This window comes from Pelobacter seleniigenes DSM 18267, assembly GCF_000711225.1.
Lineage (GTDB): Bacteria > Desulfobacterota > Desulfuromonadia > Desulfuromonadales > Geopsychrobacteraceae > Seleniibacterium > Seleniibacterium seleniigenes.
The window spans coordinates 273096-293384 of sequence record NZ_JOMG01000004.1; the positions used below are offsets into that span (position 1 = coordinate 273096).

The 20289-nt window shown below is 53.8% G+C and carries 16 protein-coding genes; 15 read left to right on the forward strand and 1 reads right to left on the reverse strand.

The window, feature by feature from the left end; all coding sequences use genetic code 11:
- From N909_RS26080 to N909_RS0118195, 7 genes are all read left to right on the forward strand, one after another.
- Positions 1-867, forward strand: coding sequence for a M23 family metallopeptidase (locus N909_RS26080; protein WP_051689947.1), 867 nt, complete (start codon positions 1-3; stop codon positions 865-867).
- A gap of 284 nt (positions 868-1151) precedes the next feature.
- A complete protein-coding gene (gene secA, locus N909_RS0118170; protein ID WP_029917559.1) occupies positions 1152-3842 on the forward strand; it encodes a preprotein translocase subunit SecA in 2691 nt (896 codons plus the stop codon).
- Positions 3843-3870: 28 nt separating this feature from the next.
- The gene (locus tag N909_RS0118175; RefSeq protein ID WP_029917560.1) at positions 3871-5586 is read left to right on the forward strand and encodes a response regulator; all 1716 of its coding nucleotides are present in this window, start codon (positions 3871-3873) and stop codon (positions 5584-5586) included.
- Entirely contained in the window at positions 5579-6766 is a 1188-nt protein-coding gene (gene argJ / locus N909_RS0118180; protein WP_029917561.1) for a bifunctional glutamate N-acetyltransferase/amino-acid acetyltransferase ArgJ, read from the forward strand. The genes N909_RS0118175 and argJ overlap by 8 nt, the downstream gene beginning before the upstream one ends.
- Complete coding sequence (deoC, locus tag N909_RS0118185) at positions 6766-7437, forward strand: deoxyribose-phosphate aldolase (RefSeq protein WP_029917562.1); 672 nt, start codon at positions 6766-6768, stop codon at positions 7435-7437. Before argJ ends, deoC begins: the two co-directional genes overlap by 1 nt.
- The gene (locus N909_RS0118190) at positions 7430-8599 is read left to right on the forward strand and encodes a phosphopentomutase (RefSeq protein ID WP_029917563.1); all 1170 of its coding nucleotides are present in this window, start codon (positions 7430-7432) and stop codon (positions 8597-8599) included. The genes deoC and N909_RS0118190 overlap by 8 nt, the downstream gene beginning before the upstream one ends.
- Before the next feature lie 41 nt (positions 8600-8640).
- Positions 8641-9027 carry a DUF2914 domain-containing protein gene (locus tag N909_RS0118195; protein ID WP_029917564.1) on the forward strand — a complete coding sequence of 129 codons (387 nt, stop codon included), beginning with the start codon at positions 8641-8643 and terminating at the stop codon, positions 9025-9027.
- A gap of 112 nt (positions 9028-9139) precedes the next feature.
- Here the strand turns inward: N909_RS0118195 and N909_RS0118200 are convergent, their stop codons facing one another.
- Positions 9140-9562, reverse strand: a complete 423-nt coding sequence (locus tag N909_RS0118200) for a Ros/MucR family transcriptional regulator (RefSeq protein WP_029917565.1) — start codon at positions 9560-9562, stop codon at positions 9140-9142.
- 214 nt (positions 9563-9776) lie between these two features.
- Between N909_RS0118200 and N909_RS0118205 the strand changes: the two genes are divergently transcribed.
- The 8 genes from N909_RS0118205 (at position 9777) to N909_RS0118240 (ending at position 20274) form a co-directional block, all read left to right on the forward strand.
- Complete coding sequence (locus N909_RS0118205) at positions 9777-10817, forward strand: deoxyguanosinetriphosphate triphosphohydrolase (RefSeq protein WP_029917566.1); 1041 nt, start codon at positions 9777-9779, stop codon at positions 10815-10817.
- Between the two features lie 179 nt (positions 10818-10996).
- On the forward strand, positions 10997-11449 hold the full coding sequence (locus N909_RS0118210) for a chemotaxis protein CheW (RefSeq protein ID WP_029917567.1): 453 nt from the start codon (positions 10997-10999) through the stop codon (positions 11447-11449).
- On the forward strand, positions 11446-11907 hold the full coding sequence (locus tag N909_RS0118215; RefSeq protein ID WP_029917568.1) for a chemotaxis protein CheW: 462 nt from the start codon (positions 11446-11448) through the stop codon (positions 11905-11907). Before N909_RS0118210 ends, N909_RS0118215 begins: the two co-directional genes overlap by 4 nt.
- A complete protein-coding gene (locus N909_RS24890; RefSeq protein ID WP_029917569.1) occupies positions 11904-13727 on the forward strand; it encodes a response regulator in 1824 nt (607 codons plus the stop codon). The genes N909_RS0118215 and N909_RS24890 overlap by 4 nt, the downstream gene beginning before the upstream one ends.
- A 141-nt stretch (positions 13728-13868) precedes the next feature.
- Positions 13869-16526, forward strand: a complete 2658-nt coding sequence (locus tag N909_RS0118225; RefSeq protein ID WP_029917570.1) for a valine--tRNA ligase — start codon at positions 13869-13871, stop codon at positions 16524-16526.
- Positions 16527-16920: 394 nt separating this feature from the next.
- Positions 16921-17595: a succinate dehydrogenase cytochrome b subunit gene (locus N909_RS0118230; protein ID WP_029917571.1), complete on the forward strand. Its 675-nt coding sequence runs from the start codon at positions 16921-16923 to the stop codon at positions 17593-17595.
- Between the two features lie 10 nt (positions 17596-17605).
- Positions 17606-19522 carry a fumarate reductase/succinate dehydrogenase flavoprotein subunit gene (locus N909_RS0118235; RefSeq protein WP_029917572.1) on the forward strand — a complete coding sequence of 639 codons (1917 nt, stop codon included), beginning with the start codon at positions 17606-17608 and terminating at the stop codon, positions 19520-19522.
- A complete protein-coding gene (locus N909_RS0118240; RefSeq protein ID WP_029917573.1) occupies positions 19522-20274 on the forward strand; it encodes a succinate dehydrogenase/fumarate reductase iron-sulfur subunit in 753 nt (250 codons plus the stop codon). The genes N909_RS0118235 and N909_RS0118240 overlap by 1 nt, the downstream gene beginning before the upstream one ends.
- Positions 20275-20289 lie beyond the last annotated feature (15 nt).

Consider the following 20289-nt stretch of genomic DNA (forward strand, 5'->3'; position numbering starts at 1 on the left):
TTGGCGAAGCGCTTTTCTGTCATACTGCTGTCCGAGGACGGTACTCAACTGAAGCACCTGCACGTGCGCAAGGGCCTGTTCTCCTGCGGTGTCGGTTTTGCTGTGGTTGCGCTCGGGCTGCTGGGTTTTTTCGCCTATAACTACTTCACCGCCACCATCGACCGGGCGGAGCTGTTTCGCCTGCGGGCGGAAAACAGTGAACAGCGCCAGAACCTGCAGCGTCTTGTCGTTGATCTTAACGAACTGCATGCCGATCTGGACAACCTCGCCACAACCGAGGCGCGGGTGCGTCAGCTGGCCAGCCTTGACGCCGAACCGGAGGGGCTTCCCGTTGCTGTCGGTGGTTTGCCGGATGCTGACCAGGTCGAAAGCGTGAGCGATATTCAACGGCAGATCAACAAGCTGCAGATAGAAATTGAACTGCGGCGGCAGAGTCAGGAAGATGCCCGCAATCTGCTCAACGATGAGGTCTCCCTCAGCCGGGCAACCCCCGAAGGCTGGCCGGCCAAAGGCTGGCTGACCTCCTATTTCGGTAAACGCAAATCACCTTTCACCGGGCGGATGGCCATGCACGAAGGACTCGATATCGCGGCTAACGTCGGTACACCGGTCTTTGCAACCGCCGACGGTGTGGTGGCCCGGGTGGCTTATACGCCGGGCTACGGCAAAATTCTGGTGATTGATCACGGCTACGGGTATCAAACCATTTTTGGCCATAATTCCAAAATCCTGGTCAAAGCCGGGCAACGAATCAAGCGTGGAGAGAAGGTCTCTCTGGTCGGCAATACCGGGCGGTCCACCGGACCCCACCTGCACTACGAATTGCGTTTGAACGGAATCCCCATTGATCCGCGTCAGACCCTCTGACTTCGGTCTGCGGCTCGGCAGTGACCGGTCCGCTCTTCCTTCGCGCAGTTCTTTTCTCATATCGGCTCAGCAGGCTGCCTGCAACGCCTGATAATCTAAGCGTTTTAGCATTTCATTAATACTTGTGAGCCCTTCTTCCACTGTGATACTATGCCGTCCGGTGTGCTGTTATCGGCCGCATTGTGTTTGTCCGGATACCCCGAATGAATACCGCTCGTCTTGTTAACCAAAGCTGATTCATGGAGAGCTGGCTGTCTCCAGGAATTTCGGAGTTTTATAAAGCAATGATTGGTAGTCTTGTAAAGAAAATTGTCGGCAGTAAAAACGAGAGAGACCTGAAAAAACTACAGCCCGCAGTGCAGAAGATTAACGACCTGGAAGCGGATTTTGAAAAACTCAGTGATGCAGAGCTGCAAGCTAAGACAGAACATTTTCGTGGTCGACTGACCGCGGGAGAAACCCTTGATGATTTGCTCCCGGAAGCTTTTGCCGTGGTGCGCGAAGCCAGTAAGCGGGTGCTCGGTCTGCGTCATTTCGATGTCCAGTTGATCGGCGGGATGGTTCTGAATTCCGGCAAAATAGCCGAGATGAAAACCGGTGAGGGAAAGACCCTGATGGCCACCTTGCCCATTTACCTGAACGCCCTCAGTGGCAAAGGGGTGCATGTCGTCACGGTCAACGATTACCTGGCCAAGCGTGACGCCGAATGGATGGGCAATGTCTACCGTTTTCTCGGCCTGACGGTCGACTGCGTGGTCCACGGCTTGTCGGACAGTCAGCGCAAATTGGCCTATGCCGCGGATATCACCTACGGGACCAACAACGAATTCGGGTTTGATTATCTGCGCGACAACATGAAGTTTGACCTGGCCGAATATGTTCAGCGCGACCTGCATTATGCGATTGTCGATGAGGTCGACTCGATCCTGATCGATGAAGCCAGGACTCCGTTGATTATTTCGGGGCCGAGCGAAGCCTCCAGTGAGCTTTATTTCACCGTCGACAGGATCATTCCGAAGCTGGAAAAAGGTGAAGTCATCGAGGAGCGCGACGGGAAAATCGGCCAGACCGTCAAACACTATACCGGTGATTACACGGTCGATGAAAAAGCCAAGTCATCGTCCCTGACCGAAGAGGGGGTCAGTAAGGTCGAAAAGCTGCTCAATGTGAGCAATCTCTACGAACCGCGCAATATCGAACTGCTACACCATGTTAATCAGGCTCTCAAGGCCCACGCCCTGTTCAAAAAAGACGTCGATTACGTCGTCAAAGACGGCGAAGTCCAGATCGTCGATGAATTCACCGGGCGGCTGATGCCGGGCCGGCGCTGGAGTGACGGCCTCCACCAGGCCGTTGAAGCCAAAGAAGGGGTCAAGATCGCCAGCGAAAATCAGACCCTGGCCACGATTACCTTCCAGAATTACTTCCGCATGTACGACAAACTGGCCGGCATGACCGGTACTGCGGAGACCGAAGCGACCGAATTCCGGGAAATCTACGGGCTCGACGTGGTTGTCATCCCGACCAACCGACCGATGCAGCGCCAGGACAATGCTGATGTTATCTACAAAACCGAGAAGGAAAAATTCCTTGCGGTTATCGAGGACATCATCGAATGCCATAAGCAGGGGCAGCCGGTCCTGGTCGGCACCATCAGCATCGATAAGTCCGAGGTGCTGTCGGCCCTGCTCAAAAAACGGGGCGTCCCCCATAACGTGCTGAACGCCAAGCAGCACGAAAGAGAAGCGTTTATCGTCGCCCAGGCCGGGCGCAAGGGATCGGTGACCATTGCCACCAACATGGCCGGCCGGGGAACCGATATCGTCCTCGGCGGCAACCCGGAGATGATGGCCCGTAGCGAAGCGGCTGCAGCGGAAGATCCCGAAGCGCGTTTTGTCGAGTTGCTGCCGGAATACCAGCAACGCTGCAAACAGGAGAAAGAAGATGTTCTGGCCGCCGGGGGGCTCTACATCCTCGGGACCGAGCGGCATGAATCACGGCGTATCGACAATCAGTTAAGAGGGCGTTCCGGTCGGCAGGGGGATCCGGGCAAGAGCCGTTTTTATCTGAGTCTGGAAGATGACCTGCTGCGGATTTTCGGTTCCCAGCGGGTGGCCTTTGTGATGGATAAACTGAAAATTCCCGAAGGCGAACCTATTGAACATGGAATCATCAGCAAGGCGATCGAAAATGCGCAGAAGAAAGTCGAAGGGCATAACTTCGATATTCGTAAGCACCTGATCGAATATGATGATGTCATGAATAAGCAGCGCGAAGTCATCTATACCCAGCGTCGGGAAGTCCTGGCCGGCGAAGATCTGCACGGGACTTACCATGGGATTATCGATGAAACGGTTGAAGACATGATCGCGTCCTTCTGTCCTGAGAAAACTCCGGGATCGGAATGGGACTGGAAACGGTTGACTGAAGACTTCATTAATCAGTTCAATTTCATGCCCGATTTCAGTGCTATCGATCGTACTACCTGTCGTCACGAAGAGTTGGATGCTTCTTTCAAGGAGCAGGCCAGGAGGCGCCTGCAGGAAAAGGAAGAGGACTTTACCCCGCCGGTGATGCTGCAACTGATGCGGATTCTGCTGCTACAAACCATCGATTCGCAGTGGAAAGACCATCTGCTGTCCATTGATCATCTCAAAGAGGGGATCGGCCTGCGCGGTTATGGCCAGAAAAATCCCAAAGAAGAATACAAGCGTGAAGCCTATGGTCTGTTCATGGAGATGATGGGGCGGGTACGGGCCGAAGTCCTGCAGAAAATGTTCAGAATCCAGCTGGCCAGAGAAGAAGATGTGGAGCAGATGGAAGCCGAACAGAAGCGCCAGAAAATTTCCCTGAATAAGGTTGGCGGTGAGGAACAGAGCAAAAAACCGACCGTACGTGATGAGGACAAGGTCGGCAGGAACGATCCTTGCCCCTGTGGGAGCGGTAAAAAATATAAAAAGTGTTGTGGGCGTTGATTTTTTGGTTTGAATCGAGATGGAGGCAATGACGGAAATTCATGAGCAAAAAAAACCGGCCATTCTGCTGATTGATGATGTTCCGTTGATCCTGGATCTGCTGGAAGATATTCTGGAGAGTCTGGAATATCCGATTTTGCGCCTTGAAACAGGCCTTCCGGCAATGCAGGTCCTGGACCGGGAAGATATTGCCCTGGTTTTTTGCGATGTTTCCCTGCCTGATATCAGCGGGGTGGATGTCTTGCGGATGATCAAGCAGCACACGCCGGAAATCCAGGTCGTGATGATTTCCGGGCAGCAGGATTTTAATGTCGCCCGGCAGGTGTTGCGTGAACGCGCTCTGGATTATCTGGTCAAGCCGTTTGATCATACCGAAGTTCTGACTGTGGCGCGGCAGGGGCTGGCTTCTTATTATCAGGCTGTTCATCAGGAGCAGGTCCGGATTGAGGCCCAGCGGCGCATGGCCGATCTGGTGCTCCTGAAAAAGGTCGGTGAAACAGCGAGTTCCGGTAACGATTTGCAGGAACTGTTTGACCAGATCCTCGACTCGATTGTCCATTCCGCTGAAGTCGAAGTTGCTTCTTTGATGTTGCTTCAGAATGACGGTTGTCTGCATATTGCTTCGTCCTGCGGTATCCCCGATCAGATTGTCAATACCACCCGGGTCGCCTCCGGGGAAGGCGTCTCCGGGCACGTGCTGGCCACCGGGGAGCCGGTGTTGCTGACCAATATTGATCAGGACAGCCGCTTTGTCAGCATGTCCGGCGGGAAAAAGTACAAAAACCAATCGCTGCTTTCGGTGCCGATCTATGTCCGGGAAGAACTGGTCGGGGTCATCAATGTCAATAACAAGAAATCCGGACAGCCGTTTGATCTCGAAGACCAGAACCTGCTGGTGGCGATTGCCAACCAGGTTGCCCTGGCCATGGAAAACTTTGAGCTGATCAACAGTCTGCGCCAACAGGCGCTGGTGCTTGAGCGTACCAATGCCGATCTGGTCAGGATGAACCGGGCCAGAACTCGTCTGGTCTGTAACCTGTCTCACGAGCTGAAAACTCCCCTCACTTCAATCATGGGTTATATCGACCTGACCCTGTCATTTTTCAATAAACTTGGTGAAGCGGAGATCAGGGACAATCTGAGTCAGGTTCAAGATGAGGGGAAACGCCTGGAACGGTTGATTACCGGGATGCTGCGACTGTTTTCCATTGAGTCTGAACGGGAAATCTGGCGCTGGAAATCCTTTGGAGTTCCCTGGCCCATTGCCGATGCCTTCCAGTTGTACCGGGCCAAAATGAATGAACGTGGTCTGCTGACGGAAATCGATATCGAAGACGATCTGCCGGAGATCTACGGGGACCAGGAAAAGTTCAGTATGGCGTTCAACTGCTTGATTGATAACGCTGTCAAGTTCAACCGTGACGGTGGGAAAGTCAGTGTAAAAGCGGCGGCGCGAACTTTTGAGGATCTTGAATATGTCTGTCTGCAGGTTTTCAACGAGGGGCAGGCCGTGCCGTTGGATGCCCATGAGACGATTTTCAGTTCCTACACCCAGCTTGGCGATATCGATACGGAAAAGCCCCACGGGGTAGGGATCGGCCTGGCGCTGGTCAAAGTTGTCGTCGACCGCATGCTGGGGGATATCTATCTGGAAGAAGTGGCCGGGGAGGGGACCTGTTTTGGGCTCCTGCTGCCGACTGAGCAAACTTATAATATACGGAAAGAAAAGGTTGACAATGAGTGATATCGATATCCCGACCGGATTCAGGTTTGCGGGAATTGCTAGTGGCATCAAAAAAGCGGGCAAACTGGATCTTGCGCTGATCGTATCTGATCAACCGGCCACCTGTGCCGGCGTTTTTACCCGCAATAAAGTCGTGGCCGCGCCGGTGTTGTTGACCCGGCCGAAAGTTGCCGCAGGGCAATGTCAGGCGATACTGGTCAATAGCGGTAATGCCAACGCCTGCACCGGGGCTCCGGGCGAAGAGGTGGCCAGGACCACGGCCGGCCTGGTGGCCGCGGCAATGAATATTTCCGAAGATTTGGTTGCGCTGGCTTCAACCGGGGTCATCGGTGTGCCGTTGCCGATCGAGCCTTTTCAGCAGGGGCTTCCTGCGTTGGTTGGTGCACTGAAAAATGATCAGCCCGAAGTGGTCGCCAAAGCGATTATGACCACCGATGCGTTCAGTAAAATGGCTTCTGCAAAACAGGACGCCCCGGAATACCGGCTTCTCGGCATGGCCAAAGGGGCCGGGATGATCCACCCGAACATGGCGACCATGCTCGGCTTTGTGCTGACCGATGCCCGGGTTGAGCCAGAGTTTCTGCGCACGGCTTTGCGCACGGCCGTGGATCGGAGTTTTAACTGCATCACCGTCGATGGGGACACCTCGACCAACGATACGGTTTTGCTGCTTGCTAACGGGGAGGCCGGTGGGCCCGAAATCAAGGCAGGAAGTGCCGAGGGAGAGGTCTTTTTAGCTCATCTGGAACGGGTTCTCCTTGATCTGGCCAAAATGATCGTTCGCGATGGTGAAGGGGGGACCAAGCTGGTGCGGGTAAGGGTTGTCGGCGCTGTCGATGAGGACTCCGCCCGGACGGCGGCGCGTTCGGTTGCCACATCGTCCTTGGTGAAGACCGCTTTTTTCGGCGAAGATGCCAACTGGGGGCGCATCATTGCCGCGGTCGGGTACTCCGGGATCGATGTCGACCCGAATCGGATCGATATCGATTTCAATGCCGTTGCCGTGACCAGGAACGGTCTGTCGACCGGCCCAGCGCTGGAGGCGGAAGCGAGTGAGGTTCTCAAGCTTGATGAGTTCACCGTTACCATTGATCTGCATCAAGGGGCTGCCGAATTCAGTTACTATACGTCCGATCTGACCTATGATTATGTCAAGATCAATGCCGATTATCGGAGCTGATGGACCTGCTGTCAAATCCTGCCGCATTGATTGATCAGACCCTGTTGCTGCCGACCGCGACCGCCGGGCAGATCGAAGCTCTTTGTGAAGAGGCTGTCGAATACGGGTTTGCGACAGTCTGCATCCCCCCGGTATTTGTCCCTCTTGCCGCCGATCGTCTGTATGGTTCAACCGTCGGGGTCTGTTCCGTGGTTGGTTTTCCGTGTGGCTATAACAGTTCGCGGCAAAAGGTTCAGGAAGCCGCCGATCTGGTTGCGGCCGGAGCTGTCGAAGTCGACATGGTGATTGCCCTCGGACCGTTGCTGGAGGGCAGCCTGGCACAGGTCGAAGAAGAGATAGCCCAAGTAGTGCTGGCGGCCCGAGAGGGACGGGTCAAGGTGATTCTGGAATGCTGTTACCTGACCGATCCGTTGATTATGCGGGCGACGGAGGCGGCCGTTCGCGGCGGAGCTGCTTTTGTCAAGACGTCGACCGGTTTCGGTCCGGCCGGGGCTGTTGTTGCTGACGTGCAGGCTATGGTGACCGCCGCCGCCGGCCGGATCAAAGTCAAAGCCGCCGGAGGAATCCGCACATTTGATCAGTATCTGCAGTTCGTTGCTGCCGGTGCTGAGCGGATCGGGACCAGTGCCGGGACATCCATTGTCAAGGAATGGCTGGCGCGCTGTGTTTAAAAGGATTCTGCTCATTGTACTTGACGGAGTCGGAGTCGGCGCTTTGCCTGATGCTGCGACTTATGGTGATCAGGGGGCTGCGACCCTGCAGCATGTGGCTGAGGCGAGCGGGGGAGTGTGTTTGCCCAATCTGGAGCGTTTGGGGCTGGCCAATATTGTCCCGGTCAAAGGTTTGCAGCCGGTCGACGCCCCTGCAGGCTGCTGGGGGAAAATGGCTCAGAAAAGTGCCGGCAAGGATTCCGTGACCGGGCATTGGGAGCTCGGAGGTGTTGTTCTTGAACAACCTTTTTCCGTGTTTCCAGAAGGTTTCCCGCCAGAGATTATCAGTGCTTTCAGCCGTATTGCCGGCCGTCCTCCGTTAGGCAACGTAGCTGCCAGTGGTACCGAGATCCTGCGTGACCTTGGTGAAGAGCACTTGGCTACTGGGCGGCCGATTGTTTATACCAGCAGCGATTCGGTATTTCAGATCGCTGCTCATGAAGATATTATTTCCCCCGCGACCCTTTATGATCTGTGTCGGCAGATGACATCGGTCTTGAAACCGTATAATGTCTGTCGCGTAATTGCCCGCCCCTTTACCGGATCATGTTCAGACAACTTCCAACGGACTTGTGGTCGCCATGATTTCCCTCGCAAACCAGACCGGCCGACTCTGCTGCAATTATTGCAGAGCCATGGCGTTTATACCTGCGGTATCGGTAAAATTCGCGATTTGTTTGCCGGGGAAGGACTGACCGAAGCGCTGACAACCCGGCACAACGCAGATGGTATGGAACAAACCATTGCAGCGTTGGCTAAAATAAATCAGGGCCTGGTCATGACCAATCTGGTAGATTTTGATATGCTGTATGGGCATCGGCTGGATGCTGACGGATTTGCCGATGCTCTTGAAGAATTCGACGGTTGGCTCCCGAAGTTGTATCGCTCCATGCAGGAGGATGATCTGGTTATTATTACTGCCGATCACGGCTGTGATCCGACCTTTCCTGGAACCGACCACACCCGGGAGTATGTTCCTCTTTTGGCTTGGAGTCCGTCCCAGGTTCGGCCTGGCCCGCTAGGTGTCCGCACGACCTTCGCTGATGTCGGTGCGACCATAGCGCAAAATTTCACCATAGAATTCGAGCAGGGCACCAGCTTCTGCTCTGAACTGTTGAGGTAAACAGACCTTTGCTGCTTGAGACCGGAATAAGGAGGTCAAAAATGTTAAAGCACGTCTTCTTGCTGTCAATCTTTCTCTGCTGCCTGAGTACTCCGGTTTTAGCGGCCGGTTTGCAGGTCGCCGATGCCGCCATTACCACGGCTATTGAAAATCAGATGCCGGTGGACAGGATTGAAACATTTCCCGCTGATTATGGAAAACTTTTTTGTTTTACGCGGATAACCGGTGCCGAAAAGGATACCCAGATTACCCATGTATGGTATTTTCAAAATGATGAACTGGCGCGGGTGATTCTGCCGGTACGTTCAGCCGACTGGCGGACTTATTCCTCCAAACGGTTCCTGCCGCAGTGGGCCGGAGACTGGCGGGTTGTTGTGCTTGATGAGCAGCAGAATGAAATCGCCTCAATTCCTTTCCGGCTGGAATAGCCACAGCCATAAACAAAAAGGCGACCGTTTCTGGTCGCCTTTTTGTTTAATGATCAAGTTCGGCTATGGGCTTGGTTCAGTCTCCTGCAAGCAGTCCGAACGACGCAGGGGGTTACTTTTTCTTACGAGCTGCACGAGCCTTGGCCAGGTTGTCGGCCAGACCGCGATCAACAGCCATCTGCCGGCGGCTTTCAGAGTAATTTTTGGCGGCCAGGGACTGGGTGCGAGGAATATCAAACTGCTTGCGGTACTCGCTTGCACTCATCTCATGGGCTGTTTTGAGGTGGCGTGAAAGGGTTTTGAAGCCTTTGCCACAGATCATGCAAAAGATTTTGTCTTTACCGAAGGCTTTTTTTCTGCTGACTGCCGGGGACTCTTCCGCAACTTCAGCTGTTTCGATGGTCTCACCTTTTTCGAGAGCAGCAAGGGCTGAATGGACTTCGGTTAACTCGGTGATTAATTCGTCTTTTGACATTGGAGTCGTTGACGCGTGGGCCGCAATAATTTCAGCCGCCATTTCCATGATTGTTGCCATAAAAATATCCTCCTATCAGGTTAACTGGCAAAATTAATGTTCTTACAAACCGCTTTCTTTTAACAAGAAAGAGTATTTAAATAAAACAGATATAAATGCAAAAGCAAGAATAAAATAGGATTGTTGTTTGCTTTCTATTACTTCCTGTGTTGTTTCTGGTGAAACATGAGGGTAGCTTTTGGAAACATTTATTTGCAACGAAAAGGAAGTCGCAATGGATATAAGGCAGTCTTTGGAACAGTTTGAACTTCAGACTCTTTCGCCTGGAGCCTGCTTCAGTGTTCATAGCCGGGGAAGGAAATATCCTTCTAAAATCTGTTCAATAAGAACGGTTTTTCAGCATGATCGTGACCGTATTCTGCATTGTAAAGCGTTCAGGAGGCTGAAATATAAAACGCAGGTTTTTCTTTCTCCGGAAGGAGATCATTATCGAACCCGTCTGAGTCATACCCTCGAGGTTTCTCAGGTTGCAAGAACAGTCGCACGCGCCTTGCGTTTGAATGAGGATTTGACTGAAGCTATTTCCCTTGCCCATGATCTGGGTCATACTCCATTCGGTCATGCTGGGGAGCGTGCACTCAATGAACTTGTGCCGGGCGGATTTCATCATGCCAGGCAGAGCCTGCGGGTGGTGGAAACCTTGGAGCGGGACGGAAGAGGGTTGAATCTTACTTTTGAAGTCAGGGATGGTATCCGCAAACATTCCAAAGGGAAGGGCGGCCTACTTTCCCCGGGGCCTGATTATTGTGCAGCCACCCTGGAAGGACAGGTTGTTCGCCTGGCGGATATTATCGCCTATGTCAGTCATGATCTCGATGATGCCATTCGGGGGCAGGTGATTGCCCATGATGAAGTCCCTGGCACCATCGTCAAGGTGGTCGGCGCCCGTCATTCGACCCGGATCGATCGCATGGTTCGGGATCTGATTGGTGAATCCTTGCGTCAGGAGTGTTCCCGTATCAGTCTGTCTGCGGAGATGGAAGAGGCGATTCAGGAGTTAAGGACCTGGCTGTTCGGGCATGTTTATCAGGTGGATTGTGTTCAGGCAGAATTTTCCAAGGCGGCCCGGTTGTTGCGGGAATTGTATTGCTATTTCACGCAGAATGAAGACCGCTTTCTGTTCTATGGCGGACGGCGCCATCCGGGCGACCGGCTTGAGATATCGGTCGCCGATTTTATCGCTGGTATGACTGATCGCTTTGCTTTGTCTCTTTATCGTGAGCTGTTTTTACCACAGCCGTGGAAGAATATCTGATTTTGGGGGTCTTCAAAAGCTGCTATCGGGCGCTTGATAGCGTCGCTCGATTCATTTAATAATGTGTAGTAACTTATTGGAAATAATTGATAAATGCTTGACAGTTTTTAATCTTTATGCTAGTTTTTCTTCGGTTTCCTTGAAAAATCAAGGGGTTCCAGGGTTGGTTCGAGGATTTTATGGCGCATGTTGGTGACAGGGTTCTGGTTTTTCGACTCGGCGGGATCGGATTTATTCTTGATCTCAGAAGTGTCGTTGAAGTCCAGGGACCCCTATCCGCACAGCTTGATGTGAGTCGGAGTGATATCAACCAGGGAATTGTCGCGGCGATGGTGTTTCGTGGGGCCTGGCTACCCGTTGTCGACCCGGCCGCCAAACTGGGAATCCCCGCTGCGGTCAGAATGAAGGATCAAGTCGCTGTGGTGTTGAACAGTCTGGAAGGGAGTTGGGCTATTCTGGTCGATGCCGTTGATGAGTTGTCGGCAGCGGACAGCTTTGCCTCGTGTGACATCCCTTTTTTGCTGAAGGCTTCGGCCTGCAGCGGGTATTCGCAACTCAAATTGCGCAATGCAGAACCTTTTGTTGTCTTTGACCCGGAATTGTTTTACGGCAGTCCGGCCATGCAAGCATGAGCCGGTTTGGTCTTTTCAGCGCAGGGGCGTTGTCTTTTGCCATTCCGCTGTTGCAGATTAAAAAGATTCTCCAGGATAGTCGTTCGTTTGCCTTGCCTTGCCTGCCTGCGGCGGTGACCGGCGTTCTGGTTGACGAGGATCGGCCGGTTCCGGTTCTGGATGTCGAACTGCTGCATGATAACAGCACTTGTGGTGAGAAGTCATATCATTATCACGTTCTTGTCGAGTCGGAATATGGTACTCTTGCCTTGCCGGCAGATTTGTCCGTGAGAATAGTTTCTGAGCAAAAAGGAACGATCACGACAGCCTTAAAAGACTATCCCCCCTGGGTTGTTGGGATATTTTATTGTCAGGAAATGAAACATCTTATTTTGAACATCGATTTTTTGGCTATAGAGATGACCCAGGGATTCTGGCGTTCAACGTCTGAAGCCGATGCTGCGAGGAGACATCAATGACAAAAAAAATACTGTTGGCTGATGATAGTATTACCATCCGCAAGGTTGTCGGTATTATCTTTGCCACAGAAGATTATCAACTTTTGATGACTGATAACGGCGATGACGCGCTGAAAATGGTTCAGGATGAAGCGCCCGATCTGGTCATTGCAGATATTTCGATGCCGGGCAAAGACGGCTTTGAACTCTGTCGGGAGATTAAGTCAACTGCCGCTTCGGCGACAATCTCGGTGATGTTGCTGCCCGGGGCTTTCGACCATTTTGATGAAGCCAAGGCTGAAGAGGTCTATGCGGACGGCTGGCTGACCAAGCCTTTTGAGTCGCAGGCCCTGCTCGATAAGGTTGCCCAACTGCTGGCAGCAGAGCCAAGGTTGATGCCCGGCGTTGCCGGGGCACCGGTTGTTGAGGACCAAAGCAGCGACGAGGTGGTGGTCGATGATTTTGCCCTTGGTCTTGACGCTGTTGAGGATTTGGCTGAGGACGAGGCTGTGGAAGCCGCGGATTCGGCCGATGACCTCTGGGATTCTGTCTCTTTTGCCGACGACGAGCTTGAGGACGCAGGTGTTTCGGACTCCGACGAGGAACCTCTTGCCGATAGCGCCCCGGATCTGGACCTGTCCGCGGAAATTGCTACCGAAGAAGATCCTTTTGTCGAATCTGGTGCCGACGTTGATCCTTTTGTGGCCGATGTCGCACCTGCTCAAGCTGCGCCACCGGTCGATGCTGTTGCCCCTGTCGCTGAGGAAACCCCGGCTGCGGATACGGCAGAAGACGCTTTTTCCGCTTTTGACGAAGATGATTTGCCCCTGGATGATGCCGGGAATATCGATTTCGGTGCTCCGGAGAGCGATCTGCTCGATCTGTCCGCCGACGAGAATGATGCTGTGGATAGCGCGGACGAAGTCGATTTTTCACAATACTCGGATCCTGACAGCTTCGTGCCCGCAGCTGAATCCGAAGATGATTTTGTGCCGGAGACGGTGGACGAAGAGGTCTTCGAAAGTGATGCTCTGGAATTGCTGGAAGAAGATGTTGAGCCTCTGGAAGAAGAGGATGGCGATTTCTTTACCAGCGCAGTTGAACCTTCTGCTGAAGTGGAGACTGTCGAACTTGAGTCGAAATCGGAGCCGGAAGCTGCCCCCGTCGCTTTTGCCGTTGATGAAATGGTGAGCGCCCCGCCGGCCGAGTCGGCTCCGGAAGTGGCGGTCGCGGTTGAGGAAGAGCTTGAACCTGAACCTGCGGAGGAGATTCTTGATCTGTCTGAGGAAGAGATCCTGGACCTGTCCGAAGATGAGATTCTGGAGGACGAGGCCGGCAGCGTTTTTGCTTCCGTCGACACTGAGGCCTTTGCGCCGGAAGAGGAGACGACTGTCGAGGACGAGGAAACCTTCACCTTTGACAGCGAACCCGCCCTGGATTCTGCTATGGCGGAGGAGCCCTTCTCTGCGCCAGAAGAAATCTACGATCTTGACAGCGAAGTCGAAGAGGACGAGGTCGAGGCAGCAGAGACGGACAGTTTCTATCTTGACGAAACCGAGCCGGAACCGGCAGTTGCGTCGCCATTGTCATCTGAAGAGGTCGAAGCGGAACGCCCCGTGGTGGAAACCCCGCCGGCGGCACCGGTTGCCCAGCTTGAGCAGCAGTTGCGGGATCTTCCTGAAGAGGAGTTGAAAGAAATCGTCAGCAGGGTTGCTGCTCCCATTATCGAAAAGCTTGCCGGGGAACTGCTCGAGCAGATTGCCTGGGAGGTGGTCCCCGATCTTGCCGAAGTGATGATCCGTGAGGAGATCCGCAAGATCAAACAGGACACTGCCGAATAGGCTCCTGTTGCACAACGCTTCCTACCGGGGGAGCAGGGAAGGCTTGACTTCCTTGTTCCCCCAATTTATTGTCCCCGCAGTAATAGAAAGTGAAAAATCTTAAATAAATCCAACTTTGTATATCGAAGGGTTTCAGCAGCAATGAATACGCAACTGCCAAAAGGGTATGATCCGCTGCAGGTTGAACAAAAATGGTTCGCTACCTGGGAAAAAAGCGGAGTTTTTCACGCCGACGAGACATCGCTCAAGCCTCCTTATTCTATCGTTATCCCCCCTCCGAATGTCACCGGTGTCCTGCACATGGGGCATGCCCTGAACAATACCCTGCAGGATATCCTTTGCCGCTGGAAAAGAATGTGCGGCTATGAAGTCCTGTGGATGCCGGGAACCGATCACGCCGGGATTGCCACCCAGAACGTGGTTGAGAAACAGCTGGCTGCAGAAGGGAAAGATCGGCACGACCTCGGGCGGGACGCTTTTATCGAACGGGTCTGGAAGTGGCGTGAAGAATCCGGCGGGCAGATCATCAACCAGCTCAAAAGGTTGGGTGCTTCGTGCGACTGGGAACGGGAACGCTTCACCATGGATGAAGGCCTGTCCAAGGCCGTGCGTGAAGTCTTTGTCAAGCTCTACGAAGAAGGTCTGATCTACCGGGACAATCGGTTGATCAACTGGTGCCCGCGTTGTCACACCGCCCTGTCCGATCTTGAAGTTGAGCATGAGGATCGCAAAGGCCATCTCTGGCATCTGCGCTACCCCGTCATCGGGACCGACCGGCAGCTGATCGTCGCGACGACACGTCCCGAAACCATGCTTGGTGATACCGCTGTGGCTGTTCATCCCGAAGACGAGCGTTATCGGGATCTGATCGGCCAAAAGGTCCTGCTGCCGCTGGTCAATCGGGAGATCCCGATTATCGCCGATGAGTACGTTGATAAAGAGTTCGGCAGCGGCGCGGTTAAAATTACCCCGGCTCACGATTTTAACGACTTTGAAATCGGTAAACGGCACCAGCTTGAATTCATCAATGTCCTGGATGAATCGGGCCTGATCAACGAAAACGGCGGGGCCTATCAGGGGCTGGAGCGCTATGCCGCCCGTGACAAGGTGGTCGCCGATCTGCAGGAGCTGGGGCTGCTTGAGCAGGTTGAGGATTATGCCAACGCGGTGGGGGAATGTTATCGTTGCCGAACCACCATTGAACCCTATATGAGCAAACAATGGTATGTCGCGGTCAAGCCCCTCGCCGCCGAAGCGATCAAGGCCGTTGAAGAAGGGCAGACCAAAATCTTGCCCCTGCAGTGGGAAAAGACCTATTACGAGTGGATGTATAATATTCAGGATTGGTGTGTCAGTCGGCAGATCTGGTGGGGACATCGGATTCCGGCCTGGTTCTGTGACGAGTGCGGGGAGATCACTGTATCTCGTGAAGATGTCACCACCTGCAGCCACTGCGGCAGCTCTCAGCTGACCCAGGAAACCGATGTCCTTGATACCTGGTTCTCTTCGGCTCTCTGGCCGTTTACCACCATGGGCTGGCCGGAGCAGACCCGCACCCTGGAAAAATTTTACCCCACGGCCTGTCTGGTGACCGGCTTCGATATCCTCTTTTTCTGGGTTGCCCGGATGATGATGATGGGGCTTAAGTTCAGGGATCAGGTTCCGTTCAAGGAAGTTTACATCCATGCCCTGGTCCGCGATGGACAGGGACAGAAAATGAGTAAAAGCAAAGGGAACGTGATCGACCCCCTGACCGTGGTCGATGAGTACGGCGCCGATGCTTTCCGCTTTACCCTGTGCGCTTTTGCAGCCATGGGGCGCGATATCAAATTGTCTACGGAACGGATCGGCGGCTACCGGAATTTTGTCAATAAACTGTGGAACGCCAGCCGGTTTGCGCTGATGAATCTGGAAGATTTCGCGGCTGAGGGCTGTGCTCTCGATGGTGAGCAGCTGACCCAGGCTGACCAATGGATTCTGCAGCGTTTTGCCGCCGCCGCCGAAGGTGTCAATCAGGCCCTGGCGGACTATCGGTTTAACGAAGCGGCGTCCGTCCTCTACGCTTTTACCTGGCACGAGTTCTGCGACTGGTATGTCGAATTGAGCAAGGAGAGTCTCTACGGCGAAAATATCCAGGCTCGCCAGACCACCCAAAAAGTGCTGTTCTCAGTGCTGGAAGGGCTGCTCAGAATGCTTCATCCGATCCTGCCTTTTGTGACCGAGGAGATCTGGCATGCGTTGCCCGGAGAGCGTCCTTCGGCAACCATCATGACCGCCGCCTACCCGCAGGGAGCAATTATCGAAACCGATGCGGCCGCGGTTGCCGAGATGGAACTGGTCATGGATGTGATCAAGGCGATCCGTAATGTGCGTGGTGAGCTGGAGGTCCCGCCCGGCCGTAAAATCAAAGTTGTGCTCGATTGTAAGACTGCCGCGGCTCTGGCGGCCATACGGGCTGGTGAAAGTTACATCACTTCGCTGGCCAGGGTTGATGAGCTGGTTGCCGGAGTTGCTATTGAACATCCCCGTCAGGCGTCGACTCAGGTTGCCGGCGATGTCGAGGTGTTGCTGCCGCTCGCCGGGCTGATCGATATTGCCGAAGAAGAAGCCCGTCTTGGTAAAGAGATTGTCAAGACGCAAAAGGATGTCGATTTCTTTACCAAAAAATTGTCGAATCAGAAGTTTGTCGCCAACGCCCCCGCAGAGGTATTGGAGAAGGATCGCGCCAAATTAGCTGCAGCCCAGGAAAAGATTGCCATTTTGCAGCATAGTCTGGACAAGATTATCGCCTTGAAATAATTGCTAAAATGCCGTTTTGAACAACTTTTCCCGAGCTCTGGTATAGCAGAGGCGGGGGGTGAAGGGGGTGGTAGGCGAGACATTAGAAATTGTCTATGTATGGTTTTTTTTATTTAATTTTATAACGATGTTTAGTATACAGTATACGATTTAAAATTGTTACTGCAGGCTCTGCCGGCCTTCCATGGCGGGTTGTATCTGGCACCGAAAGGATGTCAATTATGAACTGGAGGATTAGATCCTGGAGAGGGCCGCCTGGCTCGTGCTGCAAAGTACGGTACCAGGAAGAAAGGAGGGCTGGGCCGTGAAGTTAGATCAATACCTGTTCTGCTGATTGAATCCGGAAGAGACGTCCTGATTAACAATCACATCATTTTCTCGAGGGATAAGAATTATGAATCTGTTTACTAGCACTGTAGGAAGAAAGGTTCTGATGGCGGTGACCGGCCTGTTGCTGGTTCTGTTTGTCACTGTCCATCTCCTTGGTAACCTGTCGGTTTTTGCCGGACCTGACGGTATCAATGCCTATGCCAAGCATCTGCACGATCTCGGTCCGTTGGTCTGGATCTTCCGTTTGGTGATGCTGGGGCTGTTTGCCATTCATATTACTTTTGGCATTCAACTTTACCTGGAAAACCGTAACGCCAACCCTGAGCAATATGCTGTTCAGAAGACCCTGGTGACGACCTTTTCCGCCAAAACCATGGTCTTCACCGGGCTGATCATCCTGGTTTTCCTGATTTATCACCTGCTGCACTTCACTGTCCAGGTGACCAATCCTGCAATTTCTGCCAGTCATCTGCCGCTGGATGCTGCCATGCGTCCCGACGTGTTCTCGATGGTGGTGTTGAGCTTCCAGAAGGTTTTCATCTCCGTGGTTTATATCATTGCCATGATTGCCCTGCTGCTCCACCTGAGCCATGGAATTTCCAGTTGGGTGCAAACCCTCGGTTGGAGCACCGGACCGAGTCAGGACAAGGTGAGACCCTTCGGTAAATTTCTGGCTATCGTGTATGGTCTGGCCTATATCGCCATTCCTTTGTTTATTCTCGCTCGCATTGTGAAATAGGGGGCTTATTGTGATTCTCGACGGAAAAGCACCTACCGGACCAATTGAAACGTCATGGGACAGACATCGTTTCGACATGAAGCTGGTCAATCCGGCTAACAAACGTAAATTCAAAATTCTCGTTGTAGGAACCGGCCTCGCCGGCGGCGCAGCTGCTGCGACCCTGGGCGAACTCGGCTACAACGTGGAAGCCTTCTGTTATCAGGACAGCCCGCGTCGCGCCCACAGTATCGCTGCTCAGGGCGGGATCAATGCGGCGAAGAACTACCCGAGTGACGGCGACAGCATCTATCGCCTGTTTTACGATACCGTCAAAGGCGGGGACTTCCGCGCCCGTGAAGCTGACGTCTGGCGTCTGGCCCAGGTCTCCAATAATATTATTGACCAGTGTGTCGCTCAGGGCGTGCCTTTTGCCCGCGACTATGCCGGTTACCTGGACAACCGCTCCTTTGGTGGCGCCCAGGTCTCCCGGACCTTTTATGCCCGCGGTCAGACCGGTCAGCAGTTGCTGCTCGGTGCCTATTCGGCCCTGTCCCGGCAGATCAAGAACAAGACCGTCAAGATGTTTGCCCGCCGCGAAATGCTCGACTTGGTGGTGGTCGACGGGGTGGCCAAAGGGATTACCTGCCGTAATCTGATTACCGGTGAAATCGAATCTTACTGGGGCGATGCCGTCATCCTCGCCACCGGCGGTTTTGTCAACGTCTTCTACCTGTCCACCAATGCCATGGGCTGCAGTGCCACGGCGATCTGGAAAGCAACCAAAAAGGGCGCCTACATGGCCAACCCCTGCTACACCCAGATCCACCCGACCTGTATCCCTCAGCATGGTGACAAGCAGTCCAAACTGACCCTGATGTCCGAGTCCCTCCGGAACGACGGCCGGGTCTGGGTTCCCAAACGGGCTGAGGATTGCGGTAAGCACCCGAACCAGATTGCCGAGGAAGATCGCGATTACTATCTGGAGCGGAAATACCCCTCCTTCGGCAACCTGGCCCCGCGCGATATCGCTTCGCGTGCCGCCAAGGAACAATGCGACGATGGGCGCGGTGTCGGCGACACCAAGCGCGGCGTTTATCTCGACTTCCAAGCGGCCATTGATCGGGTCGGCCAACCACTGATCCAACAACGGTATGGCAACCTGTTCGACATGTATGAAAAGATCACGGATGAAAACGGCTATGAGCGGCCGATGCGGATCTATCCGGCCCCCCACTATTCCATGGGTGGACTCTGGGTTGATTACCACTGCATGAGCAATATCCCCGGTCTGTTTGTCCTGGGTGAAGCTAACTTCTCCGTTCACGGTGCTAACCGGCTCGGCGCTTCGGCCCTGATGCAGGGACTTGCTGACGGCTATTTCGTCATTCCCTACACCATCGCCCAGTACATGGCGTCTATCACTCCGGGGCAAATCAAGGAAGATCATCCCGAGTTCAAGAAGTCGGCTGAAGAGGTCAAAGGGCAGATCGACAAAATGCTGTCGATCAAAGGCAAGAAAACCGTCGGCGAACTTCACCGTGAGCTGGGTAGCGTCATGTGGGAAGATGTCGGCATGGCAAGAAGCGACGCCAGCCTCAAGCATGCTCTCCAGCGGATTCCGGAAATCCGCGATGAATTCTGGAACAATGTCAACGTCACCGGCACAGCGGGCGAGTTGAACCAACAGCTCGAAAATGCCGGCCGCTTGGCTGATTTCCTTGAATTCGCCGAGATGATGACCAAAGATGCCCTCCATCGTGAGGAATCCTGCGGTGGTCACTTCCGTACTGAGCATCAAACCGAGGATGGCGAGGCAATGCGTGACGATGAGAATTTCTGTTACGCTGCTGCCTGGGAGTTCAAGGGGGTTGACAACGAACCTGAGTTGCACAAGGAACCCTTGAAATTTGAAAACGTCAAACTTGCCGTGAGGAGTTACAAATAATGAACCTTACATTGCATGTATGGCGCCAGAAGGGGCCACAAGATAAAGGAAAACTGGAAACCTATCAAGCCAAGGACGTCAGCCCGGATGAGTCGTTCCTGGAAATGCTTGACGAGGTCAACGATCATCTGATCAAGTCCGGGAAAGACCCGATCGCCTTCGATCACGATTGCCGTGAAGGGATCTGCGGGATGTGTTCGCAGGTCATCAATGGCCGTCCCCACGGTCAACAGGAACTGACGACCGTCTGCCAGCTGCATATGCGCCAGTTCAAAGACGGTGATGAAATTTTCATCGAGCCCTGGCGGGCACGCGCTTTCCCGATCATTAAGGACCTGATCGTGGACCGGAGCGCCCTCGATGCCGTGATGCAGGCTGGCGGCTATGCCTCCTGTCATACCGGCGGGGTCGCCGATGCCAATGATCTGCTGATCGGCAAACCGGTGGCCGACTACGCCATGGACGCGGCAGAGTGTATTGGCTGCGGCGCCTGCGTCGCCGCCTGCCCCAACAGCTCGGCCATGCTGTTCACCAGTGCCAAGGTCGCTCAGCTGGCGGTCTTGCCCCAAGGGAAGCCGGAAGCCAGACGTCGGGTGCAGGCCATGACCAAGGCGATTCTGGACGAAGGCTTCGGTAACTGTACCAACCATTATGAATGTGAAGCTGCCTGCCCGAAAGGGATCAGCGTCAAGTTCATCGCCAAACTCAACCGGGAATACATCAAGTCTATGGTCCCGAGTTCGGCGGAATAAAATCAATATCGATTT

Excerpts from the sequence above, each read along its gene's own strand:
- secA (WP_029917559.1), top strand. The coding sequence starts at position 1,152 with ATGATTGGTAGTCTTGTAAAGAAAATTGTCGGCAGTAAAAACGAGAGA.
- N909_RS0118175 (WP_029917560.1), top strand. The coding sequence starts at position 3,871 with ATGACGGAAATTCATGAGCAAAAAAAACCGGCCATTCTGCTGATTGAT.
- argJ (WP_029917561.1), top strand. The coding sequence starts at position 5,579 with ATGAGTGATATCGATATCCCGACCGGATTCAGGTTTGCGGGAATTGCT.
- deoC (WP_029917562.1), top strand. The coding sequence starts at position 6,766 with ATGGACCTGCTGTCAAATCCTGCCGCATTGATTGATCAGACCCTGTTG.
- N909_RS0118195 (WP_029917564.1), top strand. The coding sequence starts at position 8,641 with ATGTTAAAGCACGTCTTCTTGCTGTCAATCTTTCTCTGCTGCCTGAGT.
- N909_RS0118200 (WP_029917565.1), bottom strand. The coding sequence starts at position 9,562 with ATGGCAACAATCATGGAAATGGCGGCTGAAATTATTGCGGCCCACGCG.
- N909_RS0118205 (WP_029917566.1), top strand. The coding sequence starts at position 9,777 with ATGGATATAAGGCAGTCTTTGGAACAGTTTGAACTTCAGACTCTTTCG.
- N909_RS0118210 (WP_029917567.1), top strand. The coding sequence starts at position 10,997 with ATGGCGCATGTTGGTGACAGGGTTCTGGTTTTTCGACTCGGCGGGATC.
- N909_RS0118215 (WP_029917568.1), top strand. The coding sequence starts at position 11,446 with ATGAGCCGGTTTGGTCTTTTCAGCGCAGGGGCGTTGTCTTTTGCCATT.
- N909_RS24890 (WP_029917569.1), top strand. The coding sequence starts at position 11,904 with ATGACAAAAAAAATACTGTTGGCTGATGATAGTATTACCATCCGCAAG.
- N909_RS0118225 (WP_029917570.1), top strand. The coding sequence starts at position 13,869 with ATGAATACGCAACTGCCAAAAGGGTATGATCCGCTGCAGGTTGAACAA.
- N909_RS0118230 (WP_029917571.1), top strand. The coding sequence starts at position 16,921 with ATGAATCTGTTTACTAGCACTGTAGGAAGAAAGGTTCTGATGGCGGTG.
- N909_RS0118240 (WP_029917573.1), top strand. The coding sequence starts at position 19,522 with ATGAACCTTACATTGCATGTATGGCGCCAGAAGGGGCCACAAGATAAA.